General features: G+C 73.4%; 15 protein-coding genes. 11 read left to right on the top strand and 4 right to left on the bottom strand.

The features are described from left to right. The 3 genes from AB0K09_RS14880 to AB0K09_RS14870 all read right to left on the bottom strand — a co-directional run. Positions 1-394: coenzyme F420-0:L-glutamate ligase (locus AB0K09_RS14880; protein WP_366065756.1), on the bottom strand; the 394-nt coding region annotated here is incomplete at its 3' end. Further along, on the bottom strand, positions 391-1,377 hold the full coding sequence (gene cofD, locus AB0K09_RS14875) for a 2-phospho-L-lactate transferase (protein ID WP_366065755.1): 987 nt from the start codon (positions 1,375-1,377) through the stop codon (positions 391-393). The genes cofD and AB0K09_RS14880, both read right to left, overlap by 4 nt. A gap of 12 nt (positions 1,378-1,389) precedes the next feature. Beyond that, entirely contained in the window at positions 1,390-1,926 is a 537-nt protein-coding gene (locus tag AB0K09_RS14870) for a cysteine dioxygenase family protein (RefSeq protein ID WP_366065754.1), read from the bottom strand. A gap of 615 nt (positions 1,927-2,541) precedes the next feature. On the opposite strand from AB0K09_RS14870, the gene AB0K09_RS14865 reads away from it, so the two are divergent. The 3 genes from AB0K09_RS14865 (at position 2,542) to AB0K09_RS14855 (ending at position 8,416) form a co-directional block, all read left to right on the top strand. Then, positions 2,542-2,805, top strand: a complete 264-nt coding sequence (locus tag AB0K09_RS14865) for a WhiB family transcriptional regulator (RefSeq protein ID WP_004952403.1) — start codon at positions 2,542-2,544, stop codon at positions 2,803-2,805. 320 nt (positions 2,806-3,125) lie between these two features. Beyond that, complete coding sequence (locus AB0K09_RS14860) at positions 3,126-6,842, top strand: glycosyltransferase family 2 protein (protein WP_366065753.1); 3,717 nt, start codon at positions 3,126-3,128, stop codon at positions 6,840-6,842. Further along, the gene (locus tag AB0K09_RS14855) at positions 6,839-8,416 is read left to right on the top strand and encodes a DUF5719 family protein (protein ID WP_366065752.1); all 1,578 of its coding nucleotides are present in this window, start codon (positions 6,839-6,841) and stop codon (positions 8,414-8,416) included. Before AB0K09_RS14860 ends, AB0K09_RS14855 begins: the two co-directional genes overlap by 4 nt. Before the next feature lie 18 nt (positions 8,417-8,434). On the opposite strand, the gene AB0K09_RS14850 is transcribed toward AB0K09_RS14855, so the two are convergent. After that, positions 8,435-8,929 (bottom strand): metallopeptidase family protein, encoded by a 495-nt coding sequence (locus AB0K09_RS14850; protein ID WP_366065751.1) that lies wholly within the window; start codon positions 8,927-8,929, stop codon positions 8,435-8,437. 274 nt (positions 8,930-9,203) lie between these two features. Between AB0K09_RS14850 and AB0K09_RS14845 the strand changes: the two genes are divergently transcribed. From AB0K09_RS14845 to AB0K09_RS14810, 8 genes are all read left to right on the top strand, one after another. Next, positions 9,204-9,641, top strand: a complete 438-nt coding sequence (locus AB0K09_RS14845; RefSeq protein ID WP_366065750.1) for a DUF3499 domain-containing protein — start codon at positions 9,204-9,206, stop codon at positions 9,639-9,641. A 106-nt stretch (positions 9,642-9,747) separates the two neighbouring features. After that, entirely contained in the window at positions 9,748-11,106 is a 1,359-nt protein-coding gene (locus AB0K09_RS14840) for a phosphomannomutase/phosphoglucomutase (RefSeq protein WP_366065749.1), read from the top strand. 131 nt (positions 11,107-11,237) lie between these two features. Further along, positions 11,238-11,441 (top strand): Trm112 family protein, encoded by a 204-nt coding sequence (locus tag AB0K09_RS14835; RefSeq protein WP_366065748.1) that lies wholly within the window; start codon positions 11,238-11,240, stop codon positions 11,439-11,441. 51 nt (positions 11,442-11,492) lie between these two features. After that, positions 11,493-12,650, top strand: coding sequence for an SIS domain-containing protein (locus AB0K09_RS14830; RefSeq protein WP_366065747.1), 1,158 nt, complete (start codon positions 11,493-11,495; stop codon positions 12,648-12,650). A 93-nt stretch (positions 12,651-12,743) separates the two neighbouring features. Further along, complete coding sequence (gene manA, locus AB0K09_RS14825) at positions 12,744-13,946, top strand: mannose-6-phosphate isomerase, class I (RefSeq protein ID WP_366065746.1); 1,203 nt, start codon at positions 12,744-12,746, stop codon at positions 13,944-13,946. A gap of 94 nt (positions 13,947-14,040) precedes the next feature. Then, positions 14,041-15,021 carry a cation diffusion facilitator family transporter gene (locus AB0K09_RS14820; protein ID WP_366065745.1) on the top strand — a complete coding sequence of 327 codons (981 nt, stop codon included), beginning with the start codon at positions 14,041-14,043 and terminating at the stop codon, positions 15,019-15,021. A 309-nt stretch (positions 15,022-15,330) separates the two neighbouring features. Beyond that, positions 15,331-16,785 carry an adenosylhomocysteinase gene (gene ahcY / locus AB0K09_RS14815; protein ID WP_366065744.1) on the top strand — a complete coding sequence of 485 codons (1,455 nt, stop codon included), beginning with the start codon at positions 15,331-15,333 and terminating at the stop codon, positions 16,783-16,785. A 93-nt stretch (positions 16,786-16,878) separates the two neighbouring features. Then, positions 16,879-17,493 (top strand): hypothetical protein, encoded by a 615-nt coding sequence (locus AB0K09_RS14810; RefSeq protein ID WP_366065743.1) that lies wholly within the window; start codon positions 16,879-16,881, stop codon positions 17,491-17,493. Positions 17,494-18,011: the final 518 nt, after the last annotated feature.

Here is an 18,011-nt window from a genome sequence, read left to right as displayed (position 1 = left end):
GGGCGGTGGCGTCCGGATCCTCGGGGAGCAGCAGGACCGTTCCGGCGGCGGTGTTGGAGGCGTCGACGCCGGCCGCGGCCATGACGAGCCCGAGCCGGTTCTCGACGACGCGCAGGGCGCCGCGCCGGGCGACCACGCGCACGGTCTCCGCGTCGATCGCGGCCTCGCGGTCCTCGGCCCGCAGGATCCGCCCCTCGGCCTTGCTGACGATCTTCGAGGTGACGACGAGGACGTCCCCGTCGGCGAGCCCGGGGGTGCCCTCAGCCGTCGCGGCCGAGGCGATGATCTTGACGAGGTCGTCGCCGGGCCGGACCTCGGGGATGCCGGGCAGGGCCCACACCCGGTAGGACGGCAGGTCGCTCAGCGGCAGGTCGCTCGACGGCAGGTCGCTCACGCGCGGACCTCCTCGGCGAGCGCCAGCGCCTCGGCGGCCATCCGGGCGGCGGCGTCGACGTCGGTCATCATGAGCGGCACGGCGCGGCAGCGGATGCCGGCCTCCTCGACGGCCGGCACGGCGGCGGTGTCGACGGTGTCGACGAGCCAGCCGTCGAGCAGCCCGGAACCGTAGTGGAGCGCGACCGCGTCGGCGGTCGCCTCGACGCCGACGGCGGCGAGGACCTTGTCGGCCATGCCGCGTACGGGCGCGCCGCCGACGATGGGGGACAGGCCGACGACGGGCACCCCGGCGTCGGCGATGGCCTCGCGGATGCCGGGCACGGCGAGGATCGTGCCGATGCTGACGACGGGGTTGGACGGCGGGAAGAGGATGACGTCGGCGGCGGCGATGGCCTCCAGCACACCGGGCGCGGGCTTGGACTGCTCGGCGCCGACGGGGACGATCGCGTGGGCGGTCAGGGAGGCGCGCAGGCGCACCCAGTACTCCTGGAAGTGGATCGCCTTGCGGCCGCCGCCCTCGGCGTCGCCCTTCGGGGGCCCGTCGGGGTCGTCGACGAGGACGTGGGTCTCGACGCGGTCGTCGGTCATGGGCAGCAGCCGCACGCCCGGCTGCCAGCGGTCGCACAGCGCCTCGGTGACGGCGCTGAGCGGATAGCCGGCGGAGATCATCTGTGTCCGGACGATGTGGGTGGCGAAGTCGCGGTCGCCGAGCCCGAACCACTCGGGGCCGACGCCGTAGGCGGCGAGCTCCTCCTTCACCGCGAAGGTCTCACCGGCCCGGCCCCAGCCCTGTTCCTCGTGGATACCGCCGCCGAGGGTGTACATCACCGTGTCGAGGTCGGGGCAGACCTTGAGGCCGAAGAGGTGGATGTCGTCGCCCGTGTTCCCGATGACGGTGATGTCCGCGTCGGGGACTGCTGACTTGAGGCCGCGGAGGAAGCGGGCGCCCCCGATCCCGCCGGCCAGAACCACAATGCGCATGCACGCAGTGTGTCAGCCGTGCACCGCTTCCCGGGCAGCCGGGCGCGTGGCGGAGGCGCAGCCGGGGCGGTGGTGCATCGGCATCTCGGTCAGGCCCGGGAAGTAGACGTGCAGGCTGACGGCCGGTTCCAGGGCGTGGTTGCCGACCTCGTGGACATAGCCGGGGGCGAAGACGCGCTGGTCGCCGGCGTGCAGCCGGCGGACGGAGGTCCTGGTGGCCCCGGAGGCCCCGGCGATCCCCGAGGTCTCGGTGAGCTCGCCGCTCAGCACGGTCAGCACGCCGGAGGAGCGGCCGTGGTCGTGCAGTCCGCTGCCCTGCCCGGGCACCCAGCTCAGCAGCCACACCTCGTAGCCGGGGCCGGTGCGCAACCGGTGGTACCAGCGGCTGACGGCGTCGTAGCGGACGAGCGGCCGCCAGGAGTCCGGGTCGGCCGCGATGGTGCGGGCCAGTCCGGCGAACTCGGCGACGGTGGCGGGGTGGGCGGCGGGCGGCGGCATCAGGTGCGGGACGGCGAGCGGGTCGCCGGCGATCTGGACGTCGCTGTTCATGGTGTGGGAGTTCCTCGGCGGGGAAAGCGCGCACGCAGGGTGCGGGGCGTGCACGAGTGCGGGAAGAGAGAGGAAGAGCTCGATGATCCGGCTGGAGCGGGAGCCCGACGGGCTCCTACGGCATCAACAGCAGGAACAGCTGGAACAGCGACAGCACACCGCGCAGCGGGACCCGTACGCACGGGTCAGGCTGAGGGTCCCCTGGGCGACGGCCAGGAGGAGGGAGGTGGCTGGCATGCGTACAAGAAGAACGGCTCGCACGCTTCCCTGTCAACCGGATGTCCGGTTTGGGGGACTATGTTCATCACTTCCGGTGATCGAGCCCGGTGAAGGGTTTGGGTGGCAGCGGCCGGGTGCAACGGCTCCGCCAGGTGCGGCGTCCTCACCGGTAAGGAGATGAAGAAGGGGTCTTTGGGGTCGCTGGGAGGTGTGTCCATTCTTGTGGTGGTTTGGCAACCTTGCGCTCGGCCTTGGTTCCGCAGAGTGAATAAGGGGCTCAATAGCAGATCCCGGCTTGACTGGCCCGGATCGCCGCACTTGTAATTTCACTCGTGTCGTTCTGCCGCACCCGATGACGGCAGCACACGGGGACGCAATGACAATCAAGGGGCGCACATGACCGAGCTGTTCCAGCAACTGCTGGTCGAGGAGGCGGACGAGGAGCTCGGCTGGCAGGAGCGCGCGTTGTGCGCTCAGACCGACCCCGAGTCCTTCTTCCCGGAGAAGGGTGGATCCACCCGGGAGGCGAAGAAGGTCTGCCTCGCCTGTGAAGTCCGTTCCGAATGCCTCGAATACGCCCTCGCCAACGACGAACGCTTCGGGATCTGGGGCGGTTTGTCCGAGCGGGAGCGCCGCCGCCTGAAGAAGGCCGCGGTCTGAGGACCGGTTCCGCGGCGACAGCGGCAAAGAGCGAGCAGTCCGAGCACTCTTCCGAGCAGTCTGACGATATGTCTTGTCGAAATCCCGGAGCGGGGACCGTGACACGGTCCGGCCCGGACATCTCCGCAACACCGTCCATATCGCACGGTCCGTCTCCAGCGCCCCGCACGCAGGAGGCGGACCGCTCTCTTTGCAGCCACTAGGGTGGGGGCCTGCGGGACGCGCCGACGCCCGCCCGGGCGCACACGTCCACAGCAGTCCAGCACCGCAGTCCTCCCGGGGTCCCCGGAGGGACACCCGGCCGGAGGGCCCGTACCTCGATGTCCGTGCACAGCACCACGGCGGCCCGCTTCCCGGCCGCCGCTGCCCTGTTCGATCCCACCGTCCCGCCGGCGTTCCCCCGCCACGTCGTCACCGCCGTCGTCGTCAGCCACGACGGCGCGCGCTGGCTGCCCGACGCGCTCGCCGGGCTGCTCGGCCAGGAACGCCCCGTGCAGGACATCGTCGCCGCCGACACCGGCAGCACCGACGACTCCGCCCGGCTGCTCGCCGAGGCGCTCGGCGACGACCGCGTCCTGCACCTCGCCCGGCGCGCCGGCTTCGGCACCGCCGTCGAGGAGGCCCTCCGGGCCGCCCCCGCGCCGACCGTCGAGGAGCTGCCCTACCTGAGGCGCTCCAGCGGCTGGGACCCCGTCAGCCGTACCTGGCGCGAGGACGACCCCGACGGCTACGGCTCCCACGGCGACTCCCACACCGGTCCGCACGGCGAGCCGGTGCAGTGGCTGTGGCTGCTGCACGACGACTGCGCCCCCGAGCCCGGCGCCCTGCGCGAACTGCTGCGCGTCGCCGACTCCGACCCCGACGCCGCCGTCGTCGGCCCCAAGCTCCGCAGCTGGTACGACCGCAGACAGCTGCTCGAGGTGGGCGTCTCCATCGCCCGCAGCGGCCGCCGCTGGACCGGCCTCGAACGCCGCGAGCAGGACCAGGGCCAGCACGACCAGGTCCGCTCCGTGCTGTCCGTCTCCACCGCCGGCATGCTCGTCCGCCGCGACGTCCTCCAGCGGCTCGGCGGCTTCGACCCCCGGCTGCCCCTCATGCGCGACGACGTCGACCTGTGCTGGCGCGCCCACGCCGCCGGCCACCACGTCCTCATCGCCCCCGATGCCGTCATGCGGCACGCCGAGGCGTCCGCCCGCGAACGCCGCCCCGTCGACTGCGTCGGCCGTACGACCGCGAACCCGCACCGCGTCGACAAGGCCGGCGCCGTCTACACCCTGCTCGCCAACACGCGCGGCGCCCTCCTGCCGTACGTCATGCTGCGGCTCGTCCTCAGCACCCTGCTGCGCACCCTCGGCTATCTGGTCGGCAAGGCGCCCGGCCAGGCGCTCGACGAACTCACCGGGCTCATCGGCACGCTCCTGCGCCCCGGCCGCGTCCTCGCGGCCCGCAAGCGGCGCGGACAGCCGGCCGTCCCGCCCGGAGAGCTGCGCCCGCTCTTCCCGCCGCCCGGCGCGACCGTCCGCGCCACCGTCGAACAACTGGCGAGCAACTTCGGCGGCCGATCGGACGACACGCTCTCGTCCGCCGGACGCCACGGCGCGGTCGAGTCCGGACCCGGCGGCGAGGACGCCGACTACCTGCACGTCGAACAGTTCGCCCGGCTGCGCAGACTGGCCCGCAAGCCCGCGCCCGTCCTCTTCACCCTGCTGCTGCTCGTCTCCGCCGTCGCCTGCCGCGGTCTCCTCGGCGGCGGCGCGCTGTCCGGCGGTGCCCTGCTGCCCGTACCGGACGGCGTGTCCGCCCTGTGGACGAGCTACACCGACGGCTGGCACCCGACCGGCACCGGCACCACCGCCGGCGCACCGCCCTACCTCGCCGTGCTGGCCGCGCTGTCGACCCTCTTCCTGGGCTCCACCGGCTTCACGCTGACCCTGCTGCTGGTCTGTTCCGTGCCACTGGCCGGACTCAGCGCCTACTTCGCCTCCCGGCCGCTCGTCACCTCCCGGCCGCTGCGCGCCTGGGCGAGCGTGGCGTACGCCTTCCTGCCCGCCGCCACCGGCGCCCTCGCCCAGGGCCGCCTCGGTACCGCGGTCCTGGCCGTGCTGCTGCCGCTCATGGCCCGCGCCGCCGTCTCGGCGGCCGGCCTGCACGCCCCGGACGCCCGCCCGTCCTGGCGCGCCTGCTGGACGTACGCGCTGCTGCTGACCGTCGCCACCGCCTTCACGCCCGTCGTCTGGCCGCTCGCCCTGCTGCTCGGTCTCGCCGTCCTGGTGGCGCACTGCGTGCGCGGCGGCACGGCGCGGCTCGGCGTGCACGGGCCGCGGCTGCTGGCCGTGACCGCCACCCCGGTCCTCGTCCTCGCCCCCTGGTCGCTCGGCCTGTTCACCGACCCGGGCCGCTTCCAGACCGAGGCCGGCCTGGCGTACGCGCACGCGCCCGCCTCGGCCCCGCAACTGCTCGCGGGCGACCCCGGCGGCCCGAAGACCTTCGGCATGTTCCTGCTGACCGGTGTGGTCCTGGCCGCGCTGGCCGCCCTGCTGCGCGCGGACCGGCAGTTCGCCGTCCGTACCGCCTGGGCCGTCGCGCTCGCCGGTCTGCTGTGCGCGGTGCTCGCCAACCGCACCGCCTGGGCCGGACCGGCCACCCTCCTCTACGCCCTCGCCCTGATCGCGGCGGCCGTCGTCGGCGCCGAGGGCGCGAAGGAGCGCGTGGCGGCGCTCAGCTTCGGCTGGCGGCAGCCGGTCGCCGGTCTGATCGCCCTCGCGGCCGGGGCCGCCCCGCTGGTCGCCGCCGTCGTCTGGATGGCGGACGGCGCGGCGGGCCCGCTGGAGCGGCGCGACCCGGTGCAGGTGCCCGCGTTCGTCGCCGAGGAGGCCGGCACCCGTGACCAGGCCCGCACTCTGGTGCTGGGCGGCGACGCCGCCCGCGTCGCCTACACGCTCGTCCGGGGCTCCGGCGCGCGCATGGGCGACGCCGAACTCGCCGTGTCGGCCGGTGCGGACAAGCGGCTCGACTCGGTCGTCTCCCACCTCGTCGCCGGCTCCGGCGCCGACCAGGCCGGACGGCTCGCCGACTACGCCGTCGGATACGTCATCCTCCGCCCCGGCGCACCCGCCCGCACCGCCCGCGTCCTCGACACCACCCCCGGCCTGACCCGGCTCAGCCAGGAGGACCGCGGCGCCCTGTGGCGGGTCGACCGGCAGGTCGCCCGGGTGACCGTCACCGGCGCCGGACAGGCCGCGCCCGTCCCCGTCGCCGCCGGACCCGTCGAAGCGCACACCAAGCTCCCCGCCGGCCCGGCAGGGCGCGTGCTGCGGCTCGCCGACAAGGCCACGCCCGGCTGGACGGCCACCCTCGACGGCAAACCGCTCACGCGCACGACCGTCGACGGCTGGGCCCAGGGCTTCAGGCTGCCCGCCACCGGCGGCCGGCTGGACCTGACGTACGAGACCCCGCTGGGCCGTGCCGCCTGGACGTGGGCGCAGGGGCTGCTCGCGGTCGTCCTGGTCGTCCTCGCACTGCCCGGCCGCCGCCGCAGGATCGACGACGACCTGCCGGAGACGGTGGAGCCCGCCGCCCCGGTGCCGGCCCAGGCCGTACCGGGCGAGGGCCGCCGGGCCCGCCGCCTGCGCGCCGCCGCCGAGGCCGAGGCCGGGGCCGGGGCCGAACAGGCGGCCGGTACGCCGTCGCCGGTACCGCAGGCCGAGGCGGCCCCCGAGCCGTACGAGCCGCAACCGCCGGCCGACCCGTACGCGGCGGCCGACGCCGACCCGTACGCCGCGCCCGCCGCCGGCCCCTACGACCCGTACGCCCAGCCCGCCGACCCCTACGCCGCCGTGCCGCAGCAGCACTGGGAGGGCGGCTGGCAGTCGTACCAGGACGACGGGCACGGCTCGTACCAGCAGCACGGTCAGTACCAGGACCCCTACGGCGGCCAGACCGGCCCGTACCCGGCCGAGCCCTACCAGGGCGATGTGTACGACCCGTACGGCTACGGCCGGCAGCAGTCCCACCGTGACGGGAGCGAGCAGCAGTGAAGCGCACCACCCTGTCCCTGTTCGCCGTGACTGCCGCGCTGGCCGCCGTCACGGGAGTCGCCGCGCTGACGGCGCCCTCCGGGGGGAGCGGTTCGGGCGGCGGGACCGGTACGGCCGCGAAGCAGCCCGCGCGGCTGCCCGTGCAGCGTTCCGCACTGCTGTGCCCGGTGCCCACCTCCTCCGACGTGGCGGAGACGACGTACACCGCGTTCACCCCGGCCGGATCCGGCGGGGCGGCGCGGACCCCGGCCGACCTGCTGCCGGCGGCCGCCCCGGCGGGCGGCACCCGGCCGGACGCCAAGGACGGCAAGGACAGCAAGGACGGCAAGGGAAGCAAGAAGAAGACGGACGAGAAGGCCGCTCCGGACAAGCCGGTGCTGTCCCTCAAGGAGCCCGGCAGGCCGGTCACCGCCGGCACCGACCGTTCCGACGCCCCCGCCCTCATCGGCACGGCCGACGGGCCGCTCGCGCCCGGCTGGACCGTGCAGCAGACCACCACGGTCAGCGCGGGCAGCGGGCGCGGTCTGCACGGCCTCTCCTGCACGGCCCCGGACACGTCCTTCTGGTTCCCCGGTGTGAGCACCGCGAAGTCGCGCCAGGACTACGTCCACCTGACCAATCCGGACAGCAGCGCGGCCGTGGTCGACCTGGAGCTCTACGGCGCGGACGGGCGGGTCCAGTCGGCCACCGGGGAAGGCGTCACCGTTCCGCCCCGTTCCACACTCCCGGTGCTGCTGTCCACGCTGACGAGCGCCCCGGCGGACGACCTCACCCTGCACGTGGCGGCGCGCTCCGGGCGGGTCGGCGCGGCGGTCCAGGCGGCCGACGAGAAGACGGGCGGGGACTGGCTGCCGTCGGCCGGCGAGCCCGCCAAGAGCCTCGTCCTGCCGGGCATCCCCGCCGACGCCACCTCCGTCCGGCTGGTCGCCTTCGCGCCCGGACCGGACGACGCGGACCTGAAGGTCCGGCTGGCCGGCGCGAGCGGTTCGATCAGCCCGGCGGGCCATGAGTCGCTGCACGTGAAGGGCGGCATGACCGCGGCCGTGGACCTGGGCGACCTCACCCGGGGCGAGGCCGGCTCGCTGCTGCTCACCTCCCAGGGCGGCGACGCGGGCGGCGGCTCGCCGGTGACGGCCGCGCTGCGGGTCACGCGCGGCAAGGACGACAAGCAGGAGACGGCGTTCATCCCGGCCACCCCGGCGATCGAGGTGCGCGGCACCGCGGCCGACAACCGGGACCGGAGCAGCACCCTCTACCTCACCGCCCCCGGCAAGGAGGCGCAGGTCAAGGTCACCGCCTCGGCCGGCAGCGACGGCGGCACGCCGGTCACCAAGACGTACACCGTCAAGGCCGGCGCCACGCTGGCCGTGGAGCCGCCGCAGCCGGCCGGCGGGAAGGGCGGCTACGCGCTGACCGTCGAGAAGGTCTCCGGCGGCGAGGTGCATGCCGCGCGGATGCTCGCGCTGCCCAAGGACGGCGTCCCGATGTTTACGATCCAGCCAATTCCGGACGACCGGTCCACGGTGGCCGTCCCGGAGGCGCGGCCGGACCTGTCGCTGCTGACCCGCCGCTGACCGGCTCCCGGCCGGGCGTCAGTCCTGGCCGTAGCGCGGGTCGACCGACTCGGGCGCCAGACCGAGCAGTTCGGCGACCTGCTCGACGACCACCTCGTGCACCAGCAGGGCGCGCTCGTCCCGCGTCTTGGTGCGGATCTCCACCGGACGGCGGTAGACGACGATCCGGTCCGGGTGGTTCCCGCGCGCCGGGAGGTACCGGCCGAGCGGCACGGAGTCCCCGTCGAGCAGGGCCTCCAGGCCGCCGGCCGGGCCGCTCTCGTCGGCCGGGACCGGCACCTCGCGGACCAGGAAGTCGACCGCGGCCAGCTGGGGCCAGCGCCGCTCCAGCCGCTCCGCGGAGTCGTGCACGAGGTCGACGAATGCCTCCCCCCGGCTGACCGACAGCGGCACCTGGGGCGGCGCGATCGGTCCGCGCATGCCGCGTCCGTGGCGGTCGCGGCGCCTGGGGCGCGGTCCGGCGGGTCGGGGGGCGCCCCCGGTGTCGTCCGGGGGAGGTACGGGGCTGTCCATCACGTCCGAGAGTATCCGCCGCCCGGCCGTATGCAGGCCGTAGCCGCCCATCTCATCGCATGTCGCCCGATGAGCGTTCAGGACAGCTCTGCGATCAATTACAGCCACCTCGAAGACCGGGCTCCGCATGCGGAATGACACTATGTGTACCCGGTGGTGACAGATTTCTCTGTCGGCGGACGCGGCACCTTGCCCGCCCCGCGCCGCTCGACCAGGAGGTTCGGGATCGGCGTCCACCGGACGAACTGGGACGACACGGAGGAGTGAGCCGGGGGTGAGTCGTCGCGGCCCGCTCAAGAGTGCGGTACCGTCCAACGTCGTGAGCCCTGTACGTCGCTGTTCGCGCACCGCGTGCGGCCGCCCGGCCGTCGCGACGCTGACGTACGTCTACGCCGATTCGACCGCCGTCCTCGGCCCGCTCGCCACCTACGCCGAACCCCACTGCTACGACCTGTGCGCCGAGCACTCCGAGCGCCTCACCGCGCCCCGCGGGTGGGACGTCGTGCGCCTGGCCGTCGGCAACGGCCCGGCCCGGCCCAGCGGCGACGACCTCGAAGCGCTCGCCAACGCGGTGCGCGAGGCCGCCCGTCCGCAGGAGCGCCCCGCCGCCGCGCCCGGCCCGGGAGCCCTCGGACCGAGCGTTCGCGAGGCCAACCCGATGGAGGTCGCCCGCCGAGGCCACCTCAGGGTCCTGCGTTCGCCCGACTCCTGAGGGCCTGTCGGGACCATTGCCCCCGTGCGCGGTCCGGATCGCCGGTGTCGCCGGGTAGGTTTGTTGTCCCGTAGGTGCCGAACCGGACTCCCAGGAGGGATTGGCTGTGGCTGACCTTTCACAGATCGTGAAGGCGTACGACGTGCGCGGCGTGGTCCCCGAGCAGTGGGACGAGCGCCTCGCCGGGCTGTTCGGAGCAGCCTTCGCCCAGGTGACCGGCGCGACCGCCATCGTGGTCGGCCACGACATGCGCCCCTCCTCGCCCGGCCTGGCCCGCGCCTTCGCCGAGGGCGCGGCGGCCCGCGGCGTGGACGTCACCGAGATCGGTCTCTGCTCGACCGACCAGCTCTACTTCGCCAGCGGCCACCTGGGGCTGCCCGGCGCCATGTTCACCGCCAGCCACAACCCCGCCCAGTACAACGGCATCAAGATGTGCCGCGCGGGCGCCGCCCCGGTCGGCCAGGACAGCGGCCTCGCCGAGATCCGCGCCCTCGTCGAGGGCTGGACCGACGGCGGCGCGCCCGAGGCCGCGGCCTCCCGCGGCGCGATCACCCAGCGGGACGTCCTCGCCGACTACGCGGAGCACCTGCGCTCCCTGGTCGACCTCCGCCGGGGCCGCCCGCTCAAGGTCGTCGTCGACGCGGGCAACGGCATGGGCGGCCACACCGTGCCCACCGTCCTCGACGGCCTGCCGGTCGACCTCGTGCCGATGTACTTCGAGCTGGACGGCACCTTCCCCAACCACGAGGCCAACCCCCTCGACCCGAAGAACATCGTCGACCTCCAGGACAAGGTCCGCGAGACCGGCGCCGACATCGGCCTGGCCTTCGACGGCGACGCCGACCGCTGCTTCGTCGTCGACGAGCGCGGCGAGCCGGTCTCCCCGTCCGCGATCACCGCCCTGGTCGCCGCCCGCGAACTGGCCAAGCACCCCGGCGGCACGGTCATCCACAACCTCATCACCTCCTGGTCGGTGCCCGAGGTCGTCAAGGAGCACGGCGGCAAGGCGGTCCGCACCCGCGTGGGGCACTCCTTCATCAAGGAGGAGATGGCCCGCACCGGCGCGATCTTCGGCGGCGAGCACTCCGCCCACTACTACTTCCGTGACTTCTGGAACGCCGACACCGGCATGCTCGCCGCGCTGCACGTCCTCGCCGCGCTCGGCGGCCAGGCCGGACCGCTCTCCGAGCTGGTCCGCCAGTACGACCGCTACGCCGCCTCCGGCGAGATCAACAGCACTGTCGCCGACCAGGCCGGCCGCGCCGCCGCCGTCAAGGCCGCCTACGCGGACCTCGACGGCGCCGAGCTCGACGAGCTCGACGGCCTGACGGTCACCACCCCCGACTGGTGGTTCAACCTCCGCGCCTCCAACACCGAGCCGCTGCTGCGCCTGAACGTCGAGGCCCGCGACGCCGCCACGGTGGACCGGATCCGCGACGAGGTCCTCGCCATCGTGCGGGCCTGATCCCCCGGGGCCGCCCGGGCGGCCCACGAACGCACGGCATCCCGCCGGGCCGGGGCGCACCCGGTCCGGCGAAGCCGTAGGCTGCCCATCACAGACCCGTACACCCGCACTCCCCGAAGGGAACCCGCCCCATGGCGCTCGAAGCCGGCCTCCTGGAGATCCTCGCCTGCCCGGCGTGCCACGCCCCCCTCCGCGAGGAGGCCTCCGCCGAGCAGGGCCCCGAGCAGGAGGAGCGGAGCGAGCTGGTGTGCCAGGGCCAGGGCTGCGGTCTGGCCTACCCCGTCCGCGACGGCATCCCCGTCATGCTGGTGGACGAGGCACGCCGCCCCGTCTGACCGTTCCCCATGGCTGCCGGCAGGCAATCGGCGATCGGAGGCTGAACAACGGTGTTCGACGAGTCGCTCCTCGATGACCCGGACGGTCTCTCCCGCGCCGACCTCCACGGCCTCCTGCGGGGCGCCGCGGGGTCCGGAGCCCGGGTCCGCACGGCCGCGCGCGACGCCGCAGAGGCCGGGATAGGCGGACTCCGCCCGGACGGCCGGCCCCGCGCCCTGATCGTCGCGGGCCCCGGACCGGCCGCCGGGTCCACCGTCGACCTGCTCAGCGCGCTGGCCGGCGGCAGCTGCCCCGTCGCCCTGGTCCGCCCCGCCGGGGTCGCGCCCGCCCCCGGCGCCCTGCGCTGGACCCTCCCCGGCTGGACCGGCCCCCTCGACCTGCTGGTCGTCGTCAGCCCGGACGGCACCGAACCCGGCCTCGCCCTGCTGATCGAACAGGCGTACAGGCGCGGCTGCTCCGTCGTCAGCGTCTCCCCGGCCGGTTCCCCGCTCGCCGAGGCCACCGCCCAGGCCCGCGGCCTGTCCGTACCGCTGACCACCACCCCCTACGAGGCGACCATGGCCGAGGAGGCCCCGCCCGGCGAGGAGTCGGTCCTCCCCAGCGGCCCTGGCACGCTCTGGTCCCTGATCACCCCGCTGCTGTCCCTCTCCGACCGCATCGGCCTGCTGTCCGCCCCGCCCTCCGCCCTGGAGAGCCTCGCCGACCGCCTCGACACCATCGCCGAACGCTGCGGGCCGGCCATCGCCACCTACGGCAACCCGGCCAAGACCCTCGCCGCCGAGCTGGCGGACGCCCTCCCCCTCATCTGGACCGAGGGCGAACTCGCCGCCGCGGCCGGCCGCCGCTTCGCCACCGTGCTCGCCGCACTGGCCGGCCGCCCCGCGCTCTCCGCCGAGCTGCCCGAGGCGCTCACCGCGCACGGCACCCTGCTCGCCGGGGCCTTCGCCGGCGGAGCCGACCCCGAGGACTTCTTCCGCGACCGCGTCGAGGAACCCGAGGCCCTGCACGCCCGCGTCTTCCTGCTGCGCGAGCGCGCCCCCGACGTCACCTCGCCCGCCCCCGCCGCCCGCGAGCTCGCCCTCCAGAACGACACCCCCGTCAGCGAGCTGGAGCCGGAGGAAGGCAGCACTCCGCTGGAGACCGCCGCCCAACTCCTGGCCATCACGGACTTCGCCGCCGTTTACCTGGCCCTCGCCTCCGCCCCGTAGACATCTCGTAGACAGCAGTACGCCAACCCCGGCTCCACCGCTTTGCCGCGCTCCGTAGCCTGCCGGGCCCCACGACCGACGTCAGGACCGTCCATGGACCGCCTCGCCAACACCGTGCGCCCCTACGCCTGGGGCTCCACCACCGCGATCCCCGAGCTGCTCGGCACCCCGCCCACCGGCGGCCCCCAGGCCGAGCTGTGGATGGGCGCCCACCCCGGCGCCCCCTCCCGGGTCGACCGCGGCGACGGCCCCCGCCCGCTCTCCGACGTCATCGCCGCCGACCCCGAGGGCGAACTCGGCCCCGGCACCGTCCGCCGCTTCGGCCCGCAGCTGCCCTTCCTCTTCAAGATCCTTGCCGCGGGCAGCCCGCTCTCCCTCCAGGTCCACCCCGATCTCGACCGGGCCCGCGCCGGCCACGCGGCCGAGGAGGAGCGCGGCATCCCCGTCGACGCCCCCCACCGCAACTACAAGGACGCCGGCCACAAGCCCGAACTCATCTGCGCCCTCACCGACTTCGAAGGCTTCTGCGGCTTCCGCGCCCCCGCCGAGACCGCCGGACTCCTCGCCGCCCTCGACGTCGACCCCCTCAAGCCGTACGTCGACCTGCTGCACGCCCAGCCCGAGGCCGACGCCCTCCGCGAGATCCTCACCGCCATCCTCACCGCCGACCGCGACGCCATGGCCGACACCGTCGCCCGCGCGACGGCCGCCGCCGAACGCCTCGCCGCCACCCCCGGCACCCCGCACCGCGAGGCCTACGCCGCCTACACCTCCCTCGCCCGGCACTTCCCCGGCGACCCCGGCGTCATCGCCGCCATGCTCCTCAACCATGTACGCCTCCAGCCCGGCGAGGGCCTCTACCTCGGCGCCGGCGTCCCGCACGCCTACCTCGGCGGCCTCGGCGTCGAGATCATGGCCAACTCCGACAACGTGCTCCGCTGCGGCCTGACCCCCAAGCACGTCGACGTCCCCGAACTCCTGCGGGTCGTCCGCTTCGAGGCCGGCGCCCCGCACGTCCTGCGCCCGGAGGCCGACGCCGGCGAGGAAGAGGTGTACGAGACCCCCGTGGACGAGTTCCGCCTCTCCCGCTACGTCCGCGCCGCCGGCGCCCCGCCCCGCCCGCTGGACGCCCGCACCCCGCAGATCCTGCTGTGCGTGGCCGGCACGGCCCTGCTGCGCGGCGACGACGGCACCGAACTCGAACTGGGCCGGGGCGAATCAGCCTTCGTCCGGGCCGGAGAGCGCGTCGAACTGCTCGGCGAGGCCACCGTCTTCCGGGCCACCGTCGCCGCCTGACGGGCACGGCTCCCCAGCACCTGGGAGAATGACCCGCCGGCAGGGCCGGACAGAGCCGGACGCCGAACCGCAGCCGAAGGGACACCACGCGCACATGAGTGCAACGGGCGGAACCAGGGCCATCGTCGCCGCGCTCGGGGCCAACCTGGCCATCGCCGCGGCGAAATTCGTCGCCTTCGCCTTCAGCGGCTCCTCCTCGATGCTCGCCGAAGGCGTGCACTCGGTCGCCGACTCCGGCAACCAGGCGCTGCTGCTGCTCGGCGGCCGGAAGGCCAAGAAGGAGGCCAGCGAGGAGCACCCCTTCGGCTACGGCCGCGAGCGCTACGTCTACGGCTTCCTCGTCTCCGTCGTCCTCTTCACCATCGGCGGCGTCTTCGCCCTCTACGAGGGCTACGAGAAGATCCGGCACCCGCACGCGGTGGAGCACTGGTACTGGCCCGTCGGCGTCCTGGTCTTCGCCGTCGTCGCCGAGGGCTTCTCCTTCCGCACGGCCGTCAAGGAGTCCGACGAACTGCGCGGCGAGCAGTCCTGGTCCCAGTTCATCCGCACGGCCAAGGCCCCCGAACTGCCGGTCGTGCTCCTGGAGGACTTCGGCGCGCTGATCGGCCTCGTGCTGGCCCTCGCCGGCGTGTCCCTGGCCATCGCCACGGGCGACGGCCTCTGGGACGGCATCGGCACCCTCTGCATCGGCACCCTGCTGGTGCTCATCGCCCTGGTCCTGGCGGCGGAGACCAAGTCGCTGCTGCTCGGCGAGGCCGCCGGGCCCGAACAGATCGCCCGGATCCGCGCCGCCGCGGTGGACGGCTCCACCGTCACCGGCGTCATCCACATGCGCACCCTCCACCTCGGCCCCGAGGAACTGCTGGTCGCCGCCAAGATCGCGGTGCGCCACGACGACACGGCCGCCCAGGTCGCCCGCGCGATCGACGCCGCCGAGGAGCGGATCCGCGCGGCCGTGCCCATCGCCCGCGTCATCTACCTGGAGCCCGACATCTACAGCGAGTCCGCCGCGGCCGCCGGCGAGGACCCCGCCGCCACCCCGGGCGGACCCGGCCCCGGCACCCCCGCGCACTGACGCAAGGTCGAGCACCGATGGGGGATCCGTCGAGAACCTGACGAGAAACCGACGATCCGTCGGATCGGGGCCCCAGGGGGCTGGGGATCGCCCGGGGGCCCGGTGTAGATTCGGCCCAGAGCCAGACGTCGCTGCTGATGGCGGTCGGGCGGCCCGCGTGACGGACCGGCCGAGGGAGAGAGGGCCTCCGACGGACTGCGCTGCGGTCGGGGACGGCAGGAGGAAGCCGGCGACGCGCCTTTCCTCGCGGCCCGGCCGCGTGCACAGCTGTGTCCACCCTCGCTCACGCCCGCAGAAGGAGCAGCCCGTATGACCACCGAGAACGGCCCGGACTTCAAGGTCGCGGACCTGTCGCTGGCGGCCTTCGGCCGCAAGGAGATCACGCTGGCCGAGCACGAGATGCCCGGCCTGATGGCGATCCGCAAGGAGTACGCGGCGGCTCAGCCGCTGGCGGGCGCCCGGATCACCGGCTCCCTGCACATGACGGTGCAGACGGCCGTGCTGATCGAGACGCTGGTCGCCCTGGGCGCCCGGGTCCGCTGGGCCTCCTGCAACATCTTCTCCACCCAGGACCACGCCGCCGCCGCGATCGCGGTCGGCCCCGACGGCACTCCGGAGGACCCGAAGGGCGTCCCGGTCTTCGCCTGGAAGGGCGAGACCCTGGAGGAGTACTGGTGGTGCACCGAGCAGGCCCTGACCTGGCCGGACAGCCCCACCGGCGGCCCCAACATGATCCTCGACGACGGCGGTGACGCCACGCTCCTCGTCCACAAGGGCGTGGAGTACGAGAAGGCCGGCGCCGCACCCTCCGTGGACACCGCGGAGAACGAGGAGCACCGCGTCATCCTCGAACTCCTCAACCGCACCCTCGCCGAGAGCCCGCAGAAGTGGACCCAGCTGGCGTCCGAGATCCGCGGCGTCACGGAGGAGACCACCACGGGCGTCCACCGCCTGTACGAGATGCAGCAGGCCGGCACGCTGCTCTTCCCCGCGATCAACGTCAACGACGCGGTGACGAAGTCGAAGTTCGACAACAAGTACGGCTGCCGCCACTCGCTCATCGACGGCATCAACCGCGCCACCGACGTCCTGATCGGCGGCAAGGTCGCCGTGGTCTGCGGCTACGGCGACGTCGGCAAGGGCTGCGCGGAATCGCTCCGCGGGCAGGGCGCCCGGGTGATCGTCACCGAGATCGACCCGATCTGCGCGCTGCAGGCCGCCATGGACGGCTACCAGGTCGCCCGGCTCGAGGACGTCGTCGAGACCGCCGACATCTTCATCACCACGACGGGCAACAAGGACATCATCATGGCGTCCGACATGGCCCGGATGAAGCACCAGGCGATCGTCGGCAACATCGGCCACTTCGACAACGAGATCGACATGGCCGGCCTCGCCGCGGTACCGGGCATCGTCAAGGACGAGGTCAAGCCCCAGGTCCACACCTGGACCTTCCCGGACGGCAAGGCGATCATCGTCCTCTCGGAGGGCCGCCTGCTGAACCTGGGCAACGCCACGGGCCACCCGTCGTTCGTGATGTCCAACAGCTTCGCGAACCAGACGATCGCCCAGATCGAGCTGTTCACCAAGCCCGAGTCGTACCCGACCGACGTCTACGTGCTGCCCAAGCACCTGGACGAGAAGGTCGCCCGGCTGCACCTGGACGCGCTGGGCGCCAAGCTCACGACGCTGCGGCCGGAGCAGGCGGCGTACATCGGCGTGCCGGTGGAGGGCCCGTACAAGCCGGACCACTACCGCTACTGACGCAGACATACCGGGCAACCACCCGGCCAGCTGGTAGAACAGGCCCCCGCCCCCACGGCGGGGGCCTGACCGTTTCCCGTCAAGGACCTCACCATGCCCCGCGGCCGCTACTCGCTCCACGATCCGCACGACCACACCCCCCTCGGTGAAGAACACTTCCAGTGCGCCACCGGCCCCACCGGCTGGCGCTACGTCTCGCAGGTCACCGCCCCCTCCGGCGCCCCCGCCGGCTCGGTGGACCTGGCCGTGGACGACCTGGGCCGCCCGATCCGCCTCCAGCTGAAGGCGGGGGACTGGCAGGTGCGCGGCGCCGCGATCGACGGCGTCACCTGGGTCCGTACCGACCCCACCGGCGAACACGCCACGGAGGGCAACGTCCGTGCCCATGCCTTCACCGGAACCTCCCCCGCCTTCTACGTCGCCGTATCCCGCCTGCTGCGGCTCGCCCCCGGCGACCCCGCCCGCCGCGTACGGCTGGTCTCCTTCACCGCCCCCGTCCTCGCACCCCTGACCACGGACCAGTCGTGGACCCTGCTGAGAAGGACAGCACACCCCACTGACAACGGGACCCTGAGCGTGGACGAGTACCAGGTCAGCGCCCTGGACACCGGGGAGAGCCACACGATCCACCTCGCCGGGGACGTCGTCCTCTCGGCCCCGGGCATCGAGCTCGAGGATCTGGAGAGCCCACCATCGGTTTTCGGCTGAGGGTGTGGCTGCGTGGCTGGTCAGTGCCGGTTCGATGTGCGCTGGAGGCCGCAGGGCTGCTACTGTCCTCTTCGCCCCACAGAACCTGTTGACACGGGTTCGGTGGAGAGGTAGATTCGAACGGTTGCGGCAGTTGGACCTGGTCCAGCGGCAACGGGTAGTATCTGAATAGCTTCCGTCGGTGAATCACTTCCCGGTGAAGCTTCCTCGACTTCCTATCGGAAAGCGACGGCCGATTTCGATCGGCCCGAATGAATCTGATAAAGTCGGCAAAGCCGGAAAGCGAAAGCCGAAGGCAAATCCCGCTCCAACAGGGAGCCGGAAACGGAATCCGAACCGGAAACGGAACGGAAAACGGATCTGGTAAGGTTGGAAACACCGAAGGGAAGCGCCCGGAGGAAAGCCCCAGAGAAGAGACTCTGCGGGTGAGTACGAAGGAAGCGTCCGTTCCTTGAGAACTCAACAGCGTGCCAAAAGTCAACGCCAGATATGTTGATAACCCCGTCTCTCTGAGACGA

This window comes from Streptomyces sp. NPDC049577 (genome assembly GCF_040675635.1).
Classification (GTDB): Bacteria; Actinomycetota; Actinomycetes; order Streptomycetales; family Streptomycetaceae; genus Streptomyces.
The sequence above is the reverse complement of the archived record's forward strand: the minus strand, read 5'-3'. Positions and strand labels throughout refer to the sequence as shown.